This is a genomic window from Prescottella sp. GW823-FHT02E09 (assembly GCF_058797375.1).
In genome coordinates this window covers 73493-88896 of the sequence record NZ_JBXAJP010000012.1, presented here as the reverse complement: position 1 = coordinate 88896, position 15404 = coordinate 73493, and the positions used below count along the sequence as shown (strand labels likewise).

At 67.0% G+C, this 15404-nt stretch carries 23 protein-coding genes; 17 read left to right on the top strand and 6 right to left on the bottom strand.

Going from position 1 to position 15404, the window contains the following annotated elements:
- Positions 1 to 13: 13 nt before the first annotated feature.
- The 3 genes from trpC to AC1RIF_RS24335 all read right to left on the bottom strand — a co-directional run bounded on the left by trpC (position 14) and on the right by AC1RIF_RS24335 (position 3231).
- Positions 14 to 823, bottom strand: a complete 810-nt coding sequence (gene trpC / locus AC1RIF_RS24345; RefSeq protein ID WP_492603946.1) for an indole-3-glycerol phosphate synthase TrpC — start codon at positions 821 to 823, stop codon at positions 14 to 16.
- A gap of 79 nt (positions 824 to 902) precedes the next feature.
- The gene (locus AC1RIF_RS24340; RefSeq protein ID WP_492603945.1) at positions 903 to 1637 is read right to left on the bottom strand and encodes a TIGR02234 family membrane protein; all 735 of its coding nucleotides are present in this window, start codon (positions 1635 to 1637) and stop codon (positions 903 to 905) included.
- Positions 1630 to 3231: an anthranilate synthase component I gene (locus AC1RIF_RS24335; protein ID WP_492603944.1), complete on the bottom strand. Its 1602-nt coding sequence runs from the start codon at positions 3229 to 3231 to the stop codon at positions 1630 to 1632. The genes AC1RIF_RS24340 and AC1RIF_RS24335 overlap by 8 nt, the downstream gene beginning before the upstream one ends.
- Positions 3232 to 3289: 58 nt before the next feature.
- Here AC1RIF_RS24335 and AC1RIF_RS24330 point away from each other — a divergent pair, with 58 nt between their 5' ends.
- Positions 3290 to 3748, top strand: a complete 459-nt coding sequence (locus tag AC1RIF_RS24330; RefSeq protein WP_492603943.1) for a peroxiredoxin — start codon at positions 3290 to 3292, stop codon at positions 3746 to 3748.
- Between the two features lie 7 nt (positions 3749 to 3755).
- On the opposite strand, the gene AC1RIF_RS24325 is transcribed toward AC1RIF_RS24330, so the two are convergent.
- Positions 3756 to 4523 (bottom strand): dioxygenase family protein, encoded by a 768-nt coding sequence (locus AC1RIF_RS24325; protein WP_492604016.1) that lies wholly within the window; start codon positions 4521 to 4523, stop codon positions 3756 to 3758.
- A gap of 150 nt (positions 4524 to 4673) precedes the next feature.
- On the opposite strand from AC1RIF_RS24325, the gene AC1RIF_RS24320 reads away from it, so the two are divergent.
- The 3 genes from AC1RIF_RS24320 (at position 4674) to AC1RIF_RS24310 (ending at position 6784) form a co-directional block, all read left to right on the top strand.
- Entirely contained in the window at positions 4674 to 5168 is a 495-nt protein-coding gene (locus tag AC1RIF_RS24320) for a MarR family winged helix-turn-helix transcriptional regulator (RefSeq protein ID WP_492603942.1), read from the top strand.
- Between the two features lie 22 nt (positions 5169 to 5190).
- Positions 5191 to 5979: a helix-turn-helix transcriptional regulator gene (locus tag AC1RIF_RS24315; RefSeq protein WP_492603941.1), complete on the top strand. Its 789-nt coding sequence runs from the start codon at positions 5191 to 5193 to the stop codon at positions 5977 to 5979.
- 76 nt (positions 5980 to 6055) lie between these two features.
- On the top strand, positions 6056 to 6784 hold the full coding sequence (locus AC1RIF_RS24310; protein WP_492603940.1) for a transglutaminase-like domain-containing protein: 729 nt from the start codon (positions 6056 to 6058) through the stop codon (positions 6782 to 6784).
- Positions 6785 to 6802: 18 nt separating this feature from the next.
- Here AC1RIF_RS24310 and AC1RIF_RS24305 read toward each other — a convergent pair whose 3' ends face one another.
- Both AC1RIF_RS24305 and AC1RIF_RS24300 read right to left on the bottom strand, forming a co-directional pair.
- Positions 6803 to 6982, bottom strand: a complete 180-nt coding sequence (locus AC1RIF_RS24305; RefSeq protein ID WP_420163036.1) for a tautomerase family protein — start codon at positions 6980 to 6982, stop codon at positions 6803 to 6805.
- Between the two features lie 141 nt (positions 6983 to 7123).
- A complete protein-coding gene (locus AC1RIF_RS24300) occupies positions 7124 to 7600 on the bottom strand; it encodes a DUF4383 domain-containing protein (protein WP_492603939.1) in 477 nt (158 codons plus the stop codon).
- 151 nt (positions 7601 to 7751) lie between these two features.
- Between AC1RIF_RS24300 and AC1RIF_RS24295 the strand changes: the two genes are divergently transcribed.
- From AC1RIF_RS24295 to AC1RIF_RS24235, 13 genes are all read left to right on the top strand, one after another.
- Entirely contained in the window at positions 7752 to 8180 is a 429-nt protein-coding gene (locus tag AC1RIF_RS24295; RefSeq protein WP_492603938.1) for a hypothetical protein, read from the top strand.
- Positions 8181 to 8649: 469 nt separating this feature from the next.
- Positions 8650 to 9330: a hypothetical protein gene (locus tag AC1RIF_RS24290; protein WP_492603937.1), complete on the top strand. Its 681-nt coding sequence runs from the start codon at positions 8650 to 8652 to the stop codon at positions 9328 to 9330.
- Positions 9331 to 9335: 5 nt separating this feature from the next.
- Complete coding sequence (locus tag AC1RIF_RS24285; protein ID WP_492603936.1) at positions 9336 to 10355, top strand: SRPBCC family protein; 1020 nt, start codon at positions 9336 to 9338, stop codon at positions 10353 to 10355.
- Positions 10355 to 10753: a gas vesicle protein GvpJ gene (gvpJ, locus tag AC1RIF_RS24280; protein WP_492604015.1), complete on the top strand. Its 399-nt coding sequence runs from the start codon at positions 10355 to 10357 to the stop codon at positions 10751 to 10753. The genes AC1RIF_RS24285 and gvpJ (AC1RIF_RS24280) overlap by 1 nt, the downstream gene beginning before the upstream one ends.
- On the top strand, positions 10750 to 11526 hold the full coding sequence (locus AC1RIF_RS24275; RefSeq protein WP_492603935.1) for a GvpL/GvpF family gas vesicle protein: 777 nt from the start codon (positions 10750 to 10752) through the stop codon (positions 11524 to 11526). Before gvpJ (AC1RIF_RS24280) ends, AC1RIF_RS24275 begins: the two co-directional genes overlap by 4 nt.
- Positions 11527 to 11529: 3 nt before the next feature.
- Positions 11530 to 11778, top strand: coding sequence for a gas vesicle protein GvpG (locus AC1RIF_RS24270; RefSeq protein ID WP_492603934.1), 249 nt, complete (start codon positions 11530 to 11532; stop codon positions 11776 to 11778).
- Positions 11779 to 11782: 4 nt separating this feature from the next.
- Positions 11783 to 12082, top strand: coding sequence for a gas vesicle protein GvpO (gene gvpO, locus AC1RIF_RS24265; protein ID WP_492603933.1), 300 nt, complete (start codon positions 11783 to 11785; stop codon positions 12080 to 12082).
- Positions 12079 to 12495: a gas vesicle protein gene (locus AC1RIF_RS24260; protein ID WP_492603932.1), complete on the top strand. Its 417-nt coding sequence runs from the start codon at positions 12079 to 12081 to the stop codon at positions 12493 to 12495. The genes gvpO and AC1RIF_RS24260 overlap by 4 nt, the downstream gene beginning before the upstream one ends.
- The gene (locus tag AC1RIF_RS24255; RefSeq protein WP_492603931.1) at positions 12485 to 13264 is read left to right on the top strand and encodes a GvpL/GvpF family gas vesicle protein; all 780 of its coding nucleotides are present in this window, start codon (positions 12485 to 12487) and stop codon (positions 13262 to 13264) included. Before AC1RIF_RS24260 ends, AC1RIF_RS24255 begins: the two co-directional genes overlap by 11 nt.
- A complete protein-coding gene (gene gvpJ / locus AC1RIF_RS24250) occupies positions 13261 to 13458 on the top strand; it encodes a gas vesicle protein GvpJ (protein ID WP_492603930.1) in 198 nt (65 codons plus the stop codon). Before AC1RIF_RS24255 ends, gvpJ (AC1RIF_RS24250) begins: the two co-directional genes overlap by 4 nt.
- Before the next feature lie 74 nt (positions 13459 to 13532).
- Positions 13533 to 13796, top strand: a complete 264-nt coding sequence (locus AC1RIF_RS24245; RefSeq protein WP_492604014.1) for a gas vesicle protein K — start codon at positions 13533 to 13535, stop codon at positions 13794 to 13796.
- A gap of 219 nt (positions 13797 to 14015) precedes the next feature.
- The gene (locus AC1RIF_RS24240; protein WP_492603929.1) at positions 14016 to 14408 is read left to right on the top strand and encodes an ATP-binding protein; all 393 of its coding nucleotides are present in this window, start codon (positions 14016 to 14018) and stop codon (positions 14406 to 14408) included.
- Entirely contained in the window at positions 14405 to 15181 is a 777-nt protein-coding gene (locus AC1RIF_RS24235; RefSeq protein ID WP_492603928.1) for a SigB/SigF/SigG family RNA polymerase sigma factor, read from the top strand. The genes AC1RIF_RS24240 and AC1RIF_RS24235 overlap by 4 nt, the downstream gene beginning before the upstream one ends.
- Positions 15182 to 15404: the final 223 nt, after the last annotated feature.

The following is a 15404-nucleotide window of genomic DNA, read 5'->3' as shown; positions in this document are numbered from 1 at the left end:
GGTGGCCGACGACTCAGCGAGCCGGCTTGGGGCACGACGGATGCGCACCCGCCGTCACCAGATCCGAAACAGCGGTCCGCGGGTCGCCGCTGGTCACCAGACCCTCGCCGACGAGGACCGCATCCGCTCCGGCACCCGCGTAGGCCAGCAGGTCCGCGGTGCCACGAACACCGGACTCGGCGATCTTGACGACGCTCGACGGCAGCCCCGGGGCGATCCGCCCGAACGTGTCCATGTCGACCTCGAGGGTCTTGAGATTGCGCGCGTTCACGCCGATGACGCTGGCGCCGGCCTCGAGGGCGCGGTCGGCCTCGGCCTCGGTGTGGACCTCGACCAGCGCGGTCATTCCGAGCGACTCGGTGCGGTCGAGCAGCGACGCGAGCACGTGCTGCTCGAGGGCCGCGACGATCAGCAGGATGACGTCCGCGCCGTGCGCGCGCGCCTCGTGGATCTGGTACGGCCCGACGATGAAGTCCTTGCGCAGGATCGGGATGTTCACCGCCCGGCGCACCGAGTCGAGGTCTGCGAGCGAACCGTGGAAGCGGCGCTCCTCGGTGAGCACGCTGATCATCCGCGCACCACCGGCCTCGTACGCGGACGCGAGGACGGCGGGATCCGGGATGTCGGCGAGTGCACCCTTCGACGGGCTCGCGCGCTTCACCTCCGCGATGACGCCGATGCCCGGAGCACGCAGTGCCGCGGCGGCGTCCAGTGCGGGCGGCGCTGCGGCAGCGGCGGCCTTGACGGCGGCCAGGTCGAGAACGGCCTCGCGGGCGGCGACATCGGCGCGCACCCCGTCGAGAATCGAGTCGAGAACGGTCATCGTGGCTCGAGTCCTTTCCGGCATGTCAACCGATGTGTGAGGTACCTCATCGGATCTTGACTCAGCCTAGAGGTAGGGGTTATTCGGTCTCCCGGCGGGTACCCGACTGGCCGGTGTCCTTGCTCACATCCGTCGCCGGAGGGGTTGACTCGCCGGTACCGGATGCCGCGTCGTCGTCGCGGACGGTGGGGTCTTCACCGGCGTCGAGGGCATCCCACAGCATGCGCTGGGTCGGCGGCTCGTCCTTCTTGTCGACGTCCGAACGCTTGGTGGCAGCGTCGCGGCGGGCGGCCGGACTGTCGTACTTCGACGAGAGTCCGCCCGTCGCAGCCGGTTTCCGGATGAGCATGAACGCCGCGGCGAGCGCCGCGACCGAGCCCAACAGCACCAGCACCGCCGGTAGGACGGAGACCTCGGTCGCGGTCACCTGCGTGGCGACCCGCTCGAATCCGGCGATATCGGCGGCCTTGTCGTCGGACGCGCCGCCGGCCAGCAACCCGATCGCGGGAATCGCGGCGACGACCGCGACGATCGCGACCAGCAGGCCCAGGACTCGCACGAGCCAGCCGCGCACCGCGAATGCGGCCGCGATCGCCGCGACCAGCGCGAGTGCCAGTGGTGTGGTCGCCGCCGCCCAGGTGCCGCCGTCGAGGGTCGTCACCCGATCCTCGCCCAGCCCGTCGGACGACGTCACCGTCACCCACGTCATCCGCGACGCGCCCCACAGGCACACCGCGGCGACTGCGAGCAGCAGCGCCGCCACCCCCGTCGCGCGCCGGCCGGATGCGCTGCTTCCGGTCTTGTTCTCACTCACCGATGTTCACCTCCGAATGGTCCCCGAAGGACCGCAACGTCTGTGCCGCAGCGATAGCACTCAGGACCGCCATCGCCTTGTTCCTCGCCTCGGTGTCCTCGTACACGGGGTCCGAGTCCGCCACCACGCCGGCGCCCGCCTGGACGTACGCGGTGCCGTCCTTGATCAACGCGGTGCGGATCGCGATCGCGGTGTCCGCATCGCCCGTGAAATCGAGGTAGCCGACGATGCCTCCGTAGATTCCGCGGCGAGTCGGCTCGAGTTCGTCGATCAGTTCCATCGCGCGGACCTTCGGCGCACCCGACAGCGTGCCGGCCGGGAAACACGCGGTGACCGCGTCGAGGGCGTGCTTGCCCTCCGACAGGCGCCCGGTCACGGTCGACACCAGGTGCATCACGTGGCTGTAGCGCTCGATGTGGCGGTAGTCGTGCACCTTCACGGTGCCTGGCTCACACACCCGGCCCAGGTCGTTGCGGCCCAGGTCCACGAGCATCAGGTGCTCGGAGTTCTCTTTCTCGTCCGCGAGGAGATCCTTCTCGAGCAGGATGTCGTCCTCCTCGGTGGCGCCGCGCCACCGGGTGCCCGCGATCGGGTGGGTGGTCGCGATGCCTTCCTTGACCGTGACGAGCGCCTCGGGGCTGGAGCCGACGATCGAGAACGCCGTCTCGCCGTCCGCGCCGGGCACCTGCACGAGATACATGTACGGGCTCGGGTTCGAGGCCCGCAGCATCCGGTAGACGTCGATCGGCTCTGCAGCGCAGTCCATCTCGAAGCGCTGCGAGAGCACCACCTGGAACGCCTCGCCGGCCTCGATCTCACCGATCAGCCGGCGGACGTCCATGCCGAAGCTCTCGGTGGTGCGCTGGCGGCGGTAGTCGGGCTGCGGGCGGGCGAACGTCGAGACCGTCGAGGGGGCCGGCGCGGCGAGCGCGGCGGTCATCCGGTCCAGGCGCGCGACGGCATCGTCGTACGCGGCGTCGACGCGCTCGTCGGAACCGTCCCAGTTGACGGCATTGGCGATGAGGGTGATCGCGCCCTCGTGGTGGTCGACCGCGGCCAGATCGGTGGCGAGCAGCATCACCATCTCGGGGATCTGCAGGTCGTCGACGGCATGACTGGGCAGTCGTTCGAGGCGCCGGACGGCGTCGTAACCGAGGAATCCCACCATGCCGCCGGTGAGCGGCGGCAGATCCGGCAACCGCTCGGAGCGCAGCAACTCGAGCGTGCGCCCCAGCGCTTCCAGGGGATCGCCGCCGGACGGCGCCCCCACCGGCACGTTGCCGAACCACGCGGCCTCGCCGTCCTGCACGGTCAGCGCGGCGGGACTGCCCGCGCCGATGAACGACCAGCGCGACCACGAGCGGCCGTTCTCCGCGGACTCGAGCAGAAAGGTGCCCGGACGGTTGCCCGCCAGCTTGGTGTAGGCCGACAGCGGAGTCTCGGCATCCGCCAACACCTTTCGAATGACGGGCACTACACGATGCTCCGCCGCGAGAGCCCGGAACTGCTCACGGGTGGTGGTCGAATCGTGCCGGGGCCCCTCGCCTGGAACTGCCGAGGGAGCTGCTGGGATGGTGGTGGACTCGCCGCGCATGCACCCATCATCCCAGCAATGCCGATCGAGCCCGCGCACGCGGGTAGCGTCAGCGCCCATGAAGCCCGGTGAGCTCGCACCCGATTTCGACCTGCCCGACCAGGACGGCACGCGCCGGACGCTCACGTCGCTGCTCGCCGGCGGGCCGGTCGTGCTGTTCTTCTACCCGGCCGCGTCGACCCCGGTGTGCACCGCCGAGGCCTGCCATTTCCGGGACCTGACCGCCGACTTCGCCGCAGCCGGCGCCGTCGTGGCCGGCATCAGCCGTGACTCCGTCGACAAGCAGGCGAGTTTCGCCCGCGCGCAGTCGTTCGACTACCCACTGCTCGCCGACGTCGACGGCACCGTCGCCGAGCAGTACGGCGTCAAGCGCGGACTGCTCGGCAAGATCACGCCCGTCAAGCGGACCACGTTCGTCATCGACACCGACCGCACCGTCCTCGAGGTGATCGCGAGCGAGGTACGGCCGAACCTGCACGCCGACCGGGCACTCGAACTGGTCCGCAGCCGCGCCTGAGGCAACGTCAGGCCACCTGGATCGACCGCTTCGCCAGGCCCATCCAGAATCCGTCGATCACCTGCCGCGGGGTCTGCTCCGGGTCGTTCGAGGCGCCGAGTGTGACGAACAGCGGCGCGAAGTGCTCGATCGTCGGGTGCGCGTACGGCATGCCCGGCGCCTGCGCGCGGAAGTCGAGCAGGGCGTCGACGTCGCCGGCGGCCAGTCGCTCCCCCGCCCACGCGTCGAACTCGGCCGACCAACCCGGTGCCGTCGCGTCCGGCGACGGATCGCGCAGGAACGGCAGCCCGTGCGTGGTGAAGCCGGAACCGATGATGAGCACACCCTGCTCGCGCAGCGGGCGCAGGCGCCGCCCGAGTTCGAGCAGTCGTTGCGGGTCGAGGGTCGGCATCGAGATCTGCAGGACCGGCACGTCCGCGTCCGGATACATCACCGTCAGCGGCACGTACGCGCCGTGATCGAGGCCGCGATCCGGCTGATGGTAGACCGGTTCGTCGTCGGGCATGAGCGCGGCGACCCGGCGGGCCAGTTCCGGCGCACCGGGCGAGGCGTAGGTCACCTCGTAGAACCTGCGCGGGAATCCGCCGAAGTCGTACACGAGCGGCGTGCCGGTCTCGATGGCGCCGATGGTGAGCGGCGCCGATTCCCAGTGCGCCGAGACGACGAGGATCGCCGTGGGGCGCGGCAGGTCGGACGACCACTGCGTGAGCTCGCGGACCCACCGCTCGCTGTCGACCAGCGGGGGTGCGCCGTGGCTGAGGAAGATCGCGGGCATGTCGGTCACAGGAACTCCTTTGTTGAAGCTTCAAGTTAACATGTGACTCAACGCGCGCGACCCCCCGCTATTCCCCGATCACCGGCACCTGGCCGATGTTTGACACGCTGGTACCCGAACACCGACTTTCAGCGATCGGAGAACGACCCGATGGGCGCGCAGGACAGCACCGGCACCAAGTGGCTCACGGCAGACCAACAGGAGGCCTGGCGAGCCCTCGTCTCCATCGTCACGCGGCTGCCCGCAGCGCTGGACACCCAGCTGCAGCGAGACTCCGACCTGACACATTTCGAGTACTTCGTCCTCGCCGTGCTGTCCGAGGCGACGGACCGGCGACTTCGACTGTCGGAGCTGGCGCAACAGGCCAACGCGTCTCTCTCTCGGCTGTCGCACGTCGTGACGCGACTGGAGAAGCGGGGTTGGGCGCGCCGCGAGACGGTCGCCGGCACGCGCGGGGCGTTCGCGGTCCTGACCGACAACGGGTACGACAAGGTCGTCGAGGCCGCACCCGGACACGTCGAGACCGTGCAGGCACTGGTGTTCGAGGGACTCGATTCCGCTCAGGTGGCCCAGCTGTCGTCGCTGGGCCAGGCCCTCGTCGACCAGCTGGACAGGGGAATCGCGGCGGGCACGGGCAAGGCCTAGCCGGATCGGCGAGGCGGCCGCCATGGCAGTGGAACCGGCATTCCCCGAGCGCTTCCCCTGGCACGGGACGCTCACCCTGACCCCCGGCGCGGTCCTCTTCCGCGGCACGGGCGGCAACGCGGATCTCCACGCGCATCACGCAGTGCAGGTGATGGTCTCACTGGACGAGCCGTTCGTTCTCGAGGTCGAGGACGACACCGTGCATTCTGCGGTTGCGGTGGTTCCGAGCGGGCTACCGCACCGACTGCGCTGCAACTCCCGCAGCCTGCTCCTGATGTTGGTGGAGCCCTTCGGTCCGCGTGGCCGGGGCCTCGGCGTCGTGGGAGAACGAAGCCGCGGCCGGGAGTTCGCGGACGCACTCACGCGCATCGTCACCGAACATGCCGACGACGCGAACGCCGTGACCGCGATCGACCGCGTCGTTCGGGCAGTCACCCCGTCGGTGCCACGTCGGCCCACCCACCTGTCCGAACCGGTCCGCGCGGCGCTTCGGTACCTGGAGGAGAACTCCGGTGCACATCCGACGCTCGCACGTGCGGCTGCCGAGGCCCACCTGTCCCCCTCCCGCCTGACCCACCTGTTCACCGCAGAGGTGGGCATTCCGTTTCGGCGCTACGGCCTGTGGGTCCGGCTGCGGACCGTGGCAGAGCGAGTGGCGTTCGGCGACAACCTGACTCAGGCCGCGGTCGCGGCGGGCTTCAGCGACTCCGCGCACCTCAGTCGCGTGTTCAAGAGCAATTTCGGACTGAGCCCTTCAGCCCTTCTGGGTATGACGTTCGACCGCGACGTATGGCCCGGGGGCACGCCCTGAACCGACCGGGGACCCACCGCGAAGATCAGCCGCAACGTTCAAGCCCTGCGGCGCCCGCCCCACATACGTTCGGTTCATGGACGTTCACCTGCAGCCCACCCCGATCCTCGACTACGACCACCGCTCGATTCAGGCACTGATCGCACAGCACGGATGGCTCGATTTGCCCTACGGGATCCGCATCGGCGCGGTCTACGACTTCGTCAGGGACGGGATCGGCTTCGGCTACAACGCATCCGACACACTGTCCGCGTCGCGGGTGCTGGCGGACGGATACGGCCAGTGCAACACCAAGACCACACTCCTGATGGCCCTGCTGCGGGCCGTCGACGTGCCCTGCCGCTTCCATGGGGCGACCATCGACAAGCTTCTGCAGAAGGGCGTCGTCGACGGGATCCCCTTCCGCCTGGCCCCTCGGGACATCCTCCACAGTTGGGCAGAGGTCCGGTTCGACGACCGATGGGTCGACCTGGAAGGAGTCATCCTCGATGCCGACTACCTGGCAGGACTACGCAACACCGTCGCGTCGGACGGCGCGTTCCTCGGGTACGGCGCAGGCACCGAGGACATCGGTGACCCGCCGGTGGCCTGGACCGGCACCGACACCGCGATCCAGAAGACCGGCGTGAACCGCGACCTCGGCACGTACGACGATCCGGACGCGTTCTACCGAGAGCACGGGACCAACCTCACCGGGCTCCGGAAACTGCTGTACCAGCGGGTGATCCGACACGCAATGAACCGCAGGGTCGCCGCGATCCGCGGTTGCGCATCGCTCCCGACGCAGCGAGGCGTCGGCGCCTGACGGGTCCCGGGCGCGCGATCAGCCCAGCGGTTCGCCGCCGACGCCCCAGTGCTCGCGCGGCACCTCGGTGATGGTGACCCACACCGAGGAGGCGTTCTTGCCGGTCGCCTCGGCGTACGCCTTGGTGACGGCGGCGATGGTCTCGCGCTTCTGCTCGGCGGTGAGTCCCGGCGTCTGGCTGATCTGAATCAACGGCATGCCGGAGATTGTGTCAAACGCCGGGCACACCGAAGCAGATGCGGCCGGGTGCCGTCGGGGTTCGGCGCTGTTGGTGTTGAGGCCTGAGCGGCTGCACGACGCACGATGTGACCGCCGGACCTGCCGTCCCGGCGTTGTCCGTCAGTCGACGCGCAGGGACTCGGGCTGGGCATTTCGGGTCTCGAGCGGCGGCAGGAATCCTCCGATCAGGATCATCGTCACGGCGAGACCGAGATGGAGCCAGTTGTCCGCGTCGTTGACCGGGATGAAGTTCGCCGGGTCGTCATGACTGATCGACACACCGTAGATCCAGACCGCGAAGTAGACCACTCCCCCGCCGATCAGGTAGATCCGGGCGAGATCGAGGCGGCGCGCCATCAAGATGCCGACCACACCGAAAGCCAGATGGACGAGGTTGTGCAGAACCGACACCTCGAAAAGTCCGAGGAGCTTCGCATCCGACTGATGCCCTGCCCACGTCATGGTGTCGTAGTCGGTCGTGATCCCGGGAATGAACCCCAGTATTCCTACCAGCAGGAAGACCACGCCGAAGGCCAGCGCCACCATCTCAGTGGCTGAACGCTTTCGGTTCGAGACCGACCGCTTGTCGCTGGACATATCGCACCCCTCGTTCCGGTTCGAAATCGTCTACCCGGTGAGATACCCGAAATCGACGTCGCTAACCAACGAGAGGTCCGTACCGGCGCGGGTGTAGCTCCTCCCAGGACGGGGTAGTCCAGGACCATCTCACTGATCCGAGGAGGCAGCCATGACGCAGGAACCGGACAGGCGTGCCGAAGAGGAACCTCAGTCCGAGCGCGGGGAACGAGGCTCCCGCGACACCGGAGCCGACGAACCCAGCGCGGGCGAGCACCGCAGCGAGGGCGCGTTCGAGGACGAATCGACCATCTCGACCGGCGAGCCGGGCTGGCAACGACCCAGCGACGCCGGTGGGCACGGGTCCTCCTCGCAGGACGCTGCGGTACCGCCCTACGACGACCGCCAGAAGAAGGCGAAATCCCCGGAACACATGCGGGCACGCGCCGGCAATCCCGACGGCGGCGGGCAGGCACAGAAGAGCGCAGTCGAGCACGAGAGACCGTCGTCGGCCGACGAAGGCGTCGGACCGGCTCATCAATCGGGTACACGCCGCGGTGAGGACCATCCTCCGGAGACCACGAGCCCGGACGAGAAGTAGATCTCGGAGCCACCGAACCCCCACCCACGGTTTCCTCGACACGTGTGAGAACGCAGATCCCTGATATCCCGTCGGCATGAGCGAACGGACTGCACTGGCACCCGGATGCACACTGAAACGCTCACCGGCACCGCGCGGACGATCCGAGTGGCCGACCACGAAATCGCCCCTGGCGTCGAGAAGGACATGGGCGAGGGAGACGAGTGGCCCACGCTTCGGCGCGCGGTCCTCGAGGCCGACATCCTTCTGCCCTCGACCTACCCTCGACGCCCGCCCGGCTTGGGCAGATGTCCAGTACCCGAGCCGGCCCGCGATCACTCGTCGCATTCGGTGACATCGGATTCGTACGTCCGTCTTGTCGACCATTTCGTGTTTGAGGTCGCCCGAGAGGGGCTACCCGTCGCGTGGAGCGGCGTCGATCCGGGCCGGCGGGGTACCGGGCGCCTCTCCCACGACGAAGGAACCGGTCATGAAAGGTGGCATGCGAGTCGCCCTCGCCGTCGCGGTGGGCTACTTCCTGGGCCGAACCCGCAAGATGAAGGTCGCGCTGATGCTCGCCGGAGCTGGTGCGACCGGTCGTCTCCCGAGCAACTCTCGCGAACTGGTCCGGGAAGGCATCAAACGACTCGGTGACTCGGCGGAGGTCGGCCAGCTCACCGAGAGTGTGCGCGGCGAGCTGACCGAGGCAGCGAAACGGGCGGCGGTGGCGGCTGCGAGCAACCGGATCGACGCTCTCACGAGTCACATCGAGGGCATTGGCGAGGGAGTCGACAGGGTCGGCGACGAAGTAGGAAAGGTCGGCGAAGACGTTCTGGACGGAGCGGACACGGACGAGGAATCGAACGATAGGCGGGCGAAGTCACCCGAAACCGAAACTGCCGGCGAACGGACACGCACGACACGTCAGCGTCGAAAGCAGACCGACACCAAGCACGTTGACGGCGCTGCGGACGAACCCGAGGATGACGAACGGCCCGACGAGGAAGAGCCCGACGAGACGTCGCGGCGCCGCTCCTCGTCGACGGCGTCGCGGACATCCCCTCCACGACGTGGCTCACCGCGGACCCGCAAGGATTCGGAGCCCAAGGCCCGGACACGTTCACGGTCGACCGCATCCACTGAGGCGCCCGTGCGAAGGACGGGGAGGTGAGGACGATGACTGAAACCAAGGAAGATCGATCGCCGGGAGGCGGCGCGGACCAACTCAAGTCCTCCGTGCAGCACCTTGTCGGTGCTGTCACCGAGAAGGGGGTCAAGTCGCTGACCGACAGAGTCACATCGACGGTCGGCCACTTGGACGAGTTCGCCTCCGGCGGAGGTAGCGGCGGCCTCGCCTCCGCCATGACCGGCTTGGCCGAGGGCGAGTCACCCGCAAAGGTCGCCGTCAAGGCCGGTATGTCGAGTGTGACGGACAAGATCAAAGAGAAGGGTCACGATCTCAAGGAGAAGCTGACGGGCGGCAAGGGCAAAGGGAAGGGCAAGAAGGACAAGATCACCAACATTGTCGAACAGATCGACATCGGCGTACCGGTCGATCTGGTGTACGACCAATGGACACAGTTCGCCGATTTCCCCCGGTTCATGAAGAAGCTCGAGCAGGTGGAGCAGATCTCCGACGAGAAGATGAGATGGAAGGCGCAAGTCTTCTGGTCTCATCGCTCATGGGAGTCCACGATCCTCGAGCAGGTTCCGGACGAACGCATCGTGTGGCGTTCGAAGGGCGACAAGGGGTATCTCGACGGAGCGATCACGTTCCACGAACTCACCCCGGATCTGACCCGGGTTCTCGTTCTCATCGAGTACCACCCCCAGGGCTTCTTCGAGAAGACCGGCAACATCTGGCGCGCACAAGGGCGACGAATACGCCTCGAACTCAAGAACTTCCGACGTCACGTCATGACGCAGACACTCCTGCATCCTGAAGAGGTCGAGGGCTGGCACGGCGAGATCCACGACGGTGAGGTAACGCCGGAGGGCGACTACGAGGAGGGCAGCACAGACGGCGAGGAGGACGATGCAGATGAGGCTTCCGAGGATGCGGCGGACGACGACTCAGGGGACGAGGAGAGCTCAGCAGCAGACGACGAACTCGGTGACGAAGGCGACGCCGACGACGCAGACTCGGAACCCACGCCGCCGGCAAAGCGCCGCCGGGAAAAGGTGTCGAAGCGATGATGACCATGGTTCAGGGCGGCGGTGGAGGGGGCGGACCCGACTCCCGAAGCCTCGCCGATGTCGTCGAGACGATTCTCGACAAGGGACTCGTCATCGATGCCTACGTCCGGGTGTCGCTGGTGGGCATCGAGCTCCTCACGGTCGACGCCCGTGTCGTCGTCGCCAGCGTCGACACCTACCTGCGGTTCGCCGAGGCGGTCAACCGCTTGGAGATCTCCGATACCGAGCCGAAAGGCCTGCCGGACATGGTGCAGGACATCACCGAAGGTGGGGCGAAGACGAAGACCAAGGGAGCCATCGAGGCTGCTGGCGAGAAGGTGCTCGATTTGCTCGGCGGACCTGAGGAAGAGCGCGAAGAACAGCCTCGTGGGCGTTCCGGTGGAGGCAAGGAGCAATGACGGAGAGAGAACCCGACGCACGTACTCCCGTGGTGTACGTCTACGGTCTGGTGCCCGCCGACGTGGAAGTGAACTCGGACGCAACCGGAATCGGAGATCCACCCCGGCCATTGAGCATCGTGACGTACGACGATGTGGCGGCACTCGTCAGTGAGATCGATTCGGATGCAGCATTGGGAACACCGGACGATCTCCGCGCGCACGCAACCGTACTCGACGCCACTGCCACCGTTGCACCGGTGCTCCCACTGCAGTTCGGTGCCGTACTGACCGATACGGACGCGGTGGTATCCGAGCTGCTCGAGCCGTATCGGGACGAGTTCCACGAAGCTCTCGAGCAGCTGGACGGGTCGGTCGAGTACGTCGTCAAGGCCAGATACGTCGAAGAGGACATCCTGCGGGAGATCCTGTCCGGCGATGTCGAGGCGGGCCGCCTGCGTGAGGCCATTCGTGACCGCCCCGAGGAAGCGACCCGCGACGAACGACTGGCCCTGGGCGAACTGATCAGCCGAGGCTTGGCGGGCAAACGCGAGCACGACACCGGACGACTCGTCGAAGCCCTCGACCAGGTGGCGACGGCGGTGATCGTCCGCGAGGCCACCCATGACCTGGATGCCGGTTCGGTGGCGGTCCTCCTTCCGGCCGACAGCGGGGACGACCTGCACAAGGCCGTCACTCTCCTGTCCGACGACTGGAAGGGGCGAGTAGACGTCACGGTCATCGGACCACTCGCCGCGTACGACTTCGTGACGACGCGAGCGACGGGGCCCTGAGCCATGGGCATCTTCTCCGCCATCGTCGGCTTGCCACTCGCGCCCGTGCGCGGCGTCGTGTGGATCGGCGAGGTGGTGCGCCGGCAGGTGGAGGAGGAGACGTCGAGCCCGGCTGCGACCCGCCGCGACCTCGAAGCAGTGGAGGAAGCTCGGCGAACCGGGCAGATGTCGGCCGACGAGGCCGCTCGCGCCGAGGAGACGATTCTCGGTCGGGTCACGCGCCACGACGACCTGGTCGACAGAGAGGAGTGACGTAATGACCGGACCGGGAGATTCCGGAGACCACGCGGACCTGACCGCACCTGAGGCTGCGGCCGAGGCTGCCCGGCAGATCGCTGAACTCACCGGTCGGACCCCGATCGGAGCTGTCTCTGTCGCACCGAGTGACGAGGGGTGGTCCGTCGAAGTAGAAGTCGTCGAGGACCGCCGCATTCCGTCCTCCTCCGACGTCCTGGCCATTTATGTGGTCGTGCTGGATCTGGACGGAATCTTGTTGTCGTACCGCAGAATCCGTCAATACGCACGAGGGCAGTCCATGAAGGGTGCGGACCAGTGACCGGAACAGGAGGCGGATCCAGTCATCCCCAGCACTACAGCCAGGGTCTCGGCGGCGCCGGACACGAGCCGGCGAATCTCGGTGACATTCTCGAGCGAGTACTGGACAAGGGAATCGTCATCGCGGGCGACATCCGCGTCAACCTGCTCGACATCGAACTGCTCACGATCAAGCTCCGATTGGTGATTGCGTCGCTCGAGACCGCCAGGGAGGTCGGAATCGACTGGTGGGAGCACGATCCGTGGCTCTCCGGACACAACCGCGATCTCGAACTGGAAAACAGACGCCTGCGCACCCGCATCGAGGCGTTGGAATCCGGTGAGCGCACGGCAGCAGACTTGACGATCGACCCCTCCACGGCGATGGAGCCGATCGAACCGAGCCCCGAAGAGGAGCGCGGGTATGACTCCTGACGAAGGTGTATGGGTTTACGCGGTGACCACCGCCGGCTCGTTTCCCGTTGGGATACCGGGGATTCGGGGTGTGGCGGGAGAGGAACTGCGCACCGTCGTCGACTCCGGATTCGCCGCCGTCGTCGGCTCGGTCCAGCTGGACATGTTCGGCGAAGAGGCGCTGCGCCGCAACCTCGAGGACCTCGACTGGCTTTCGGAAACGGCGCGCCGTCACGATGCCGTCGTCGCCGCAGTCTGCGCCGGTGGTGCCACCGTGCCACTGCGACTCGCCACGGTGTACTACGACGACGACCGGGTGGGGGCGATGTTGCGTCGGAACACCGAACGGCTCGCCGAGGCGCTGGAACAGGTCACCGACCGATTCGAATGGGGAGTCAGATCCTACATGGATCTTTCCCGATCCGACCGGCGTGAGACCTCCGGAAAGACCGCCAGTACATCCGGGACGGCGTATCTCATGAAACGCCGTGCACAGGTTGCCGCGCGCGAAGACGCCGAAACTGCCGCAACCATCCGGGCCGACGAGATCTTCTCCGAGCTTGGCCGGCTCGCAGTCGCGGCTGTCCGGCAGCGACCGTCGCCGCCCGACCTCTCCCCTCGCCGGTCGATGGAGATCCTCAATGCCTCCTTTCTGGTCGACGACGCGCACACCCCCGACTTCCTCACTGCGGTCGAACAGATCGATACGCGCTCGAAAGACGTGGAAACCGTCCTCACCGGACCGTGGCCCCCATACTCGTTCACCTCTGTCGAAGTGGGCCCTCGATGAGCGCGTACCCCGACCGCCGAATTGCACTGGTCGATCTGCTCGATCGTGTCCTCGGAGGTGGCGTCGTGGTCGCGGGCGAGATCACCCTCTCCATCGCCGACGTCGACATGGTCCACATCTCCCTCCGCGCACTGGTGTCGTCAGTCGGTGCGCTCACACCATTCGCCGACGGAACGCACGAGAGCCCCCGGTGAGCAACACGGCAGACGAACGGCACGCGAGCGAGGACCGGGCCTCGCGCCGACAACCCCCATCCGTACGACAGCGGATCGACGCGGACCCGGAGTCGGTCGAACGCGGCCTGGTCGCGTTGGTGCTGACGCTCGTCGAGCTGTTGCGCCAGCTCATGGAACGGCAGGCGCTACGCCGCGTCGATGCCGGCGACCTCTCGGACGAACAGATCGAGCGCATCGGTACCACCCTGATGCTCCTCGAGGAGAAGATGGAGGAGCTGCGCGAGCATTTCGGACTCGAACCGGAGGATCTCAACATCGACCTCGGGCCTCTCGGGCCTCTCCTGGCCGATGAATGACGCCCGAACGAACTGGAAAGTGCCCACGCGCGGCCACGCCGACGAGTTCGCGACGTAAAAGCCCTTTCGAGAATCCCGGATAACGAGTTTGGAAATGACCGGCGGCGGGAACCTCTGAATCATCGCAACCGCTCGAACCAGTCCGACAGGCCGACTTCGGAGCGAGGAGTCATGAGCGAAACGTGCGCGTCCACAAGACGGCCCGAGGATTCCGGACCCGTGATCGAACTCCGCACCCCGGCCGATCCATCCCAGCTGGCCCCGATTCGAAGCCTGTCCGCGTCTTTGGCCGAGCAGTGCGATATGACGCTGGACCAGATCGCGGACCTGCGACTGGCGGTCGACGAGGCCTGCAGCACCCTCTTTCGAATCGCACTTCGCGGAAGCGACATCGTGTGCAGGTTCCGCGTCTCGCGCCATGCGTTCCGCTTCTCGGGCTGTGTCACCACCAGCGGGTCGGACGTCGACGGACCGTACGAGCGCCGATTCGGTTGGCACGTCCTGCGTACCCTGACCGACGATCTGGACCTCCACCGCCATCACGGCAGCAGTGACGGCGGGCCCTCCACCGTCACCATCTCATTCGCGATGCTGTGTGAGGACACCAGGTGACAAGCCGCATCGTCGATCGAGCCGACGAGTACTGCGATGTGAAGCCGATGTTCACGGCCCTCGTGTCGTTGGACGCCGACGATCCAGCGCGTGCAGAGCTGCGGCGATCGATCATCACTCGGTGCCTGCCATTGGCCGAGCACATTGCGCGCCGCTTCGATCGACGGGGCCAGCCGCTCGACGATCTCGTGCAGGTCGCGAGGATCGGCCTGGTCAATGCTGTGGACCGGTTCGACGTGGACCGCGGAAGCGATTTCCTGGCCTTCGCGGTGCCCACGATCATGGGCGAGATCCGTCGCCACTTCCGCGACGCAGGCTGGGCAGTCCGGGTACCGCGGCGCCTGAAGGAACTGCACCTGGACATCACCAAGGCGACGTCGACCTTGTGCCAGCAGCTCGGCCGATCGCCGACCGCCCACGAGATTGCTGTCGAGTTGGGCGTCAGTGAGGAAGACGTGCGGCGAGGCTTGCAGGCCGCAAGCGGATATCAAGCCCTCTCCGTGGATGCGGCAGTGGGAGATGCCGATCCTGGATCGACACTGGGGGATCTGTTGGGCGAACACGATGCGGCACTGGCCGGAGTCGAGGACCGAGAAGCCGTACGCGTCATCCTCGAGGGACTGACCTCTCGAGAACGAACCGTTCTGTTGCTCCGCTTCTTCGGCAATCAGACCCAGTCCCAGATCGCCACACGGATCGGCGTGTCACAGATGCACGTCTCTCGCATCCTCTCGGGCACCCTGGCGAAGCTCCGCGCTCAGGCGGAGTGGTAGCGCTCGCCCACCTGACCCGTCTGGTCCGTGGCGCGATGTGGCGGCGGTCGGTCGGAGTAGTTACTTCGCAGTGAACCTGGATCGAGCATCGGCGGCCTGTACACAGAGACGAGTGGGTGTTACAAACAAGAGAGGTTGAGCAAGCAGCCTGTCTCGCCATAAATGAGACGGCGAACATCGCCGTTGCGCAGTAGGCGTCGCTCCTCCACCGCTCGGACCCGAC

Excerpts from the sequence above, each read along its gene's own strand:
- trpC (WP_492603946.1), bottom strand. The coding sequence starts at position 823 with ATGACCGTTCTCGACTCGATTCTCGACGGGGTGCGCGCCGATGTCGCC.
- AC1RIF_RS24335 (WP_492603944.1), bottom strand. The coding sequence starts at position 3,231 with ATGCGCGGCGAGTCCACCACCATCCCAGCAGCTCCCTCGGCAGTTCCA.
- AC1RIF_RS24330 (WP_492603943.1), top strand. The coding sequence starts at position 3,290 with ATGAAGCCCGGTGAGCTCGCACCCGATTTCGACCTGCCCGACCAGGAC.
- AC1RIF_RS24325 (WP_492604016.1), bottom strand. The coding sequence starts at position 4,523 with ATGCCCGCGATCTTCCTCAGCCACGGCGCACCCCCGCTGGTCGACAGC.
- AC1RIF_RS24320 (WP_492603942.1), top strand. The coding sequence starts at position 4,674 with ATGGGCGCGCAGGACAGCACCGGCACCAAGTGGCTCACGGCAGACCAA.
- AC1RIF_RS24315 (WP_492603941.1), top strand. The coding sequence starts at position 5,191 with ATGGCAGTGGAACCGGCATTCCCCGAGCGCTTCCCCTGGCACGGGACG.
- AC1RIF_RS24310 (WP_492603940.1), top strand. The coding sequence starts at position 6,056 with ATGGACGTTCACCTGCAGCCCACCCCGATCCTCGACTACGACCACCGC.
- AC1RIF_RS24305 (WP_420163036.1), bottom strand. The coding sequence starts at position 6,982 with ATGCCGTTGATTCAGATCAGCCAGACGCCGGGACTCACCGCCGAGCAG.
- AC1RIF_RS24300 (WP_492603939.1), bottom strand. The coding sequence starts at position 7,600 with ATGTCCAGCGACAAGCGGTCGGTCTCGAACCGAAAGCGTTCAGCCACT.
- AC1RIF_RS24295 (WP_492603938.1), top strand. The coding sequence starts at position 7,752 with ATGACGCAGGAACCGGACAGGCGTGCCGAAGAGGAACCTCAGTCCGAG.
- AC1RIF_RS24290 (WP_492603937.1), top strand. The coding sequence starts at position 8,650 with ATGAAAGGTGGCATGCGAGTCGCCCTCGCCGTCGCGGTGGGCTACTTC.
- AC1RIF_RS24285 (WP_492603936.1), top strand. The coding sequence starts at position 9,336 with ATGACTGAAACCAAGGAAGATCGATCGCCGGGAGGCGGCGCGGACCAA.
- gvpJ (WP_492604015.1), top strand. The coding sequence starts at position 10,355 with ATGACCATGGTTCAGGGCGGCGGTGGAGGGGGCGGACCCGACTCCCGA.
- AC1RIF_RS24275 (WP_492603935.1), top strand. The coding sequence starts at position 10,750 with ATGACGGAGAGAGAACCCGACGCACGTACTCCCGTGGTGTACGTCTAC.
- AC1RIF_RS24270 (WP_492603934.1), top strand. The coding sequence starts at position 11,530 with ATGGGCATCTTCTCCGCCATCGTCGGCTTGCCACTCGCGCCCGTGCGC.
- gvpO (WP_492603933.1), top strand. The coding sequence starts at position 11,783 with ATGACCGGACCGGGAGATTCCGGAGACCACGCGGACCTGACCGCACCT.
- AC1RIF_RS24255 (WP_492603931.1), top strand. The coding sequence starts at position 12,485 with ATGACTCCTGACGAAGGTGTATGGGTTTACGCGGTGACCACCGCCGGC.
- gvpJ (WP_492603930.1), top strand. The coding sequence starts at position 13,261 with ATGAGCGCGTACCCCGACCGCCGAATTGCACTGGTCGATCTGCTCGAT.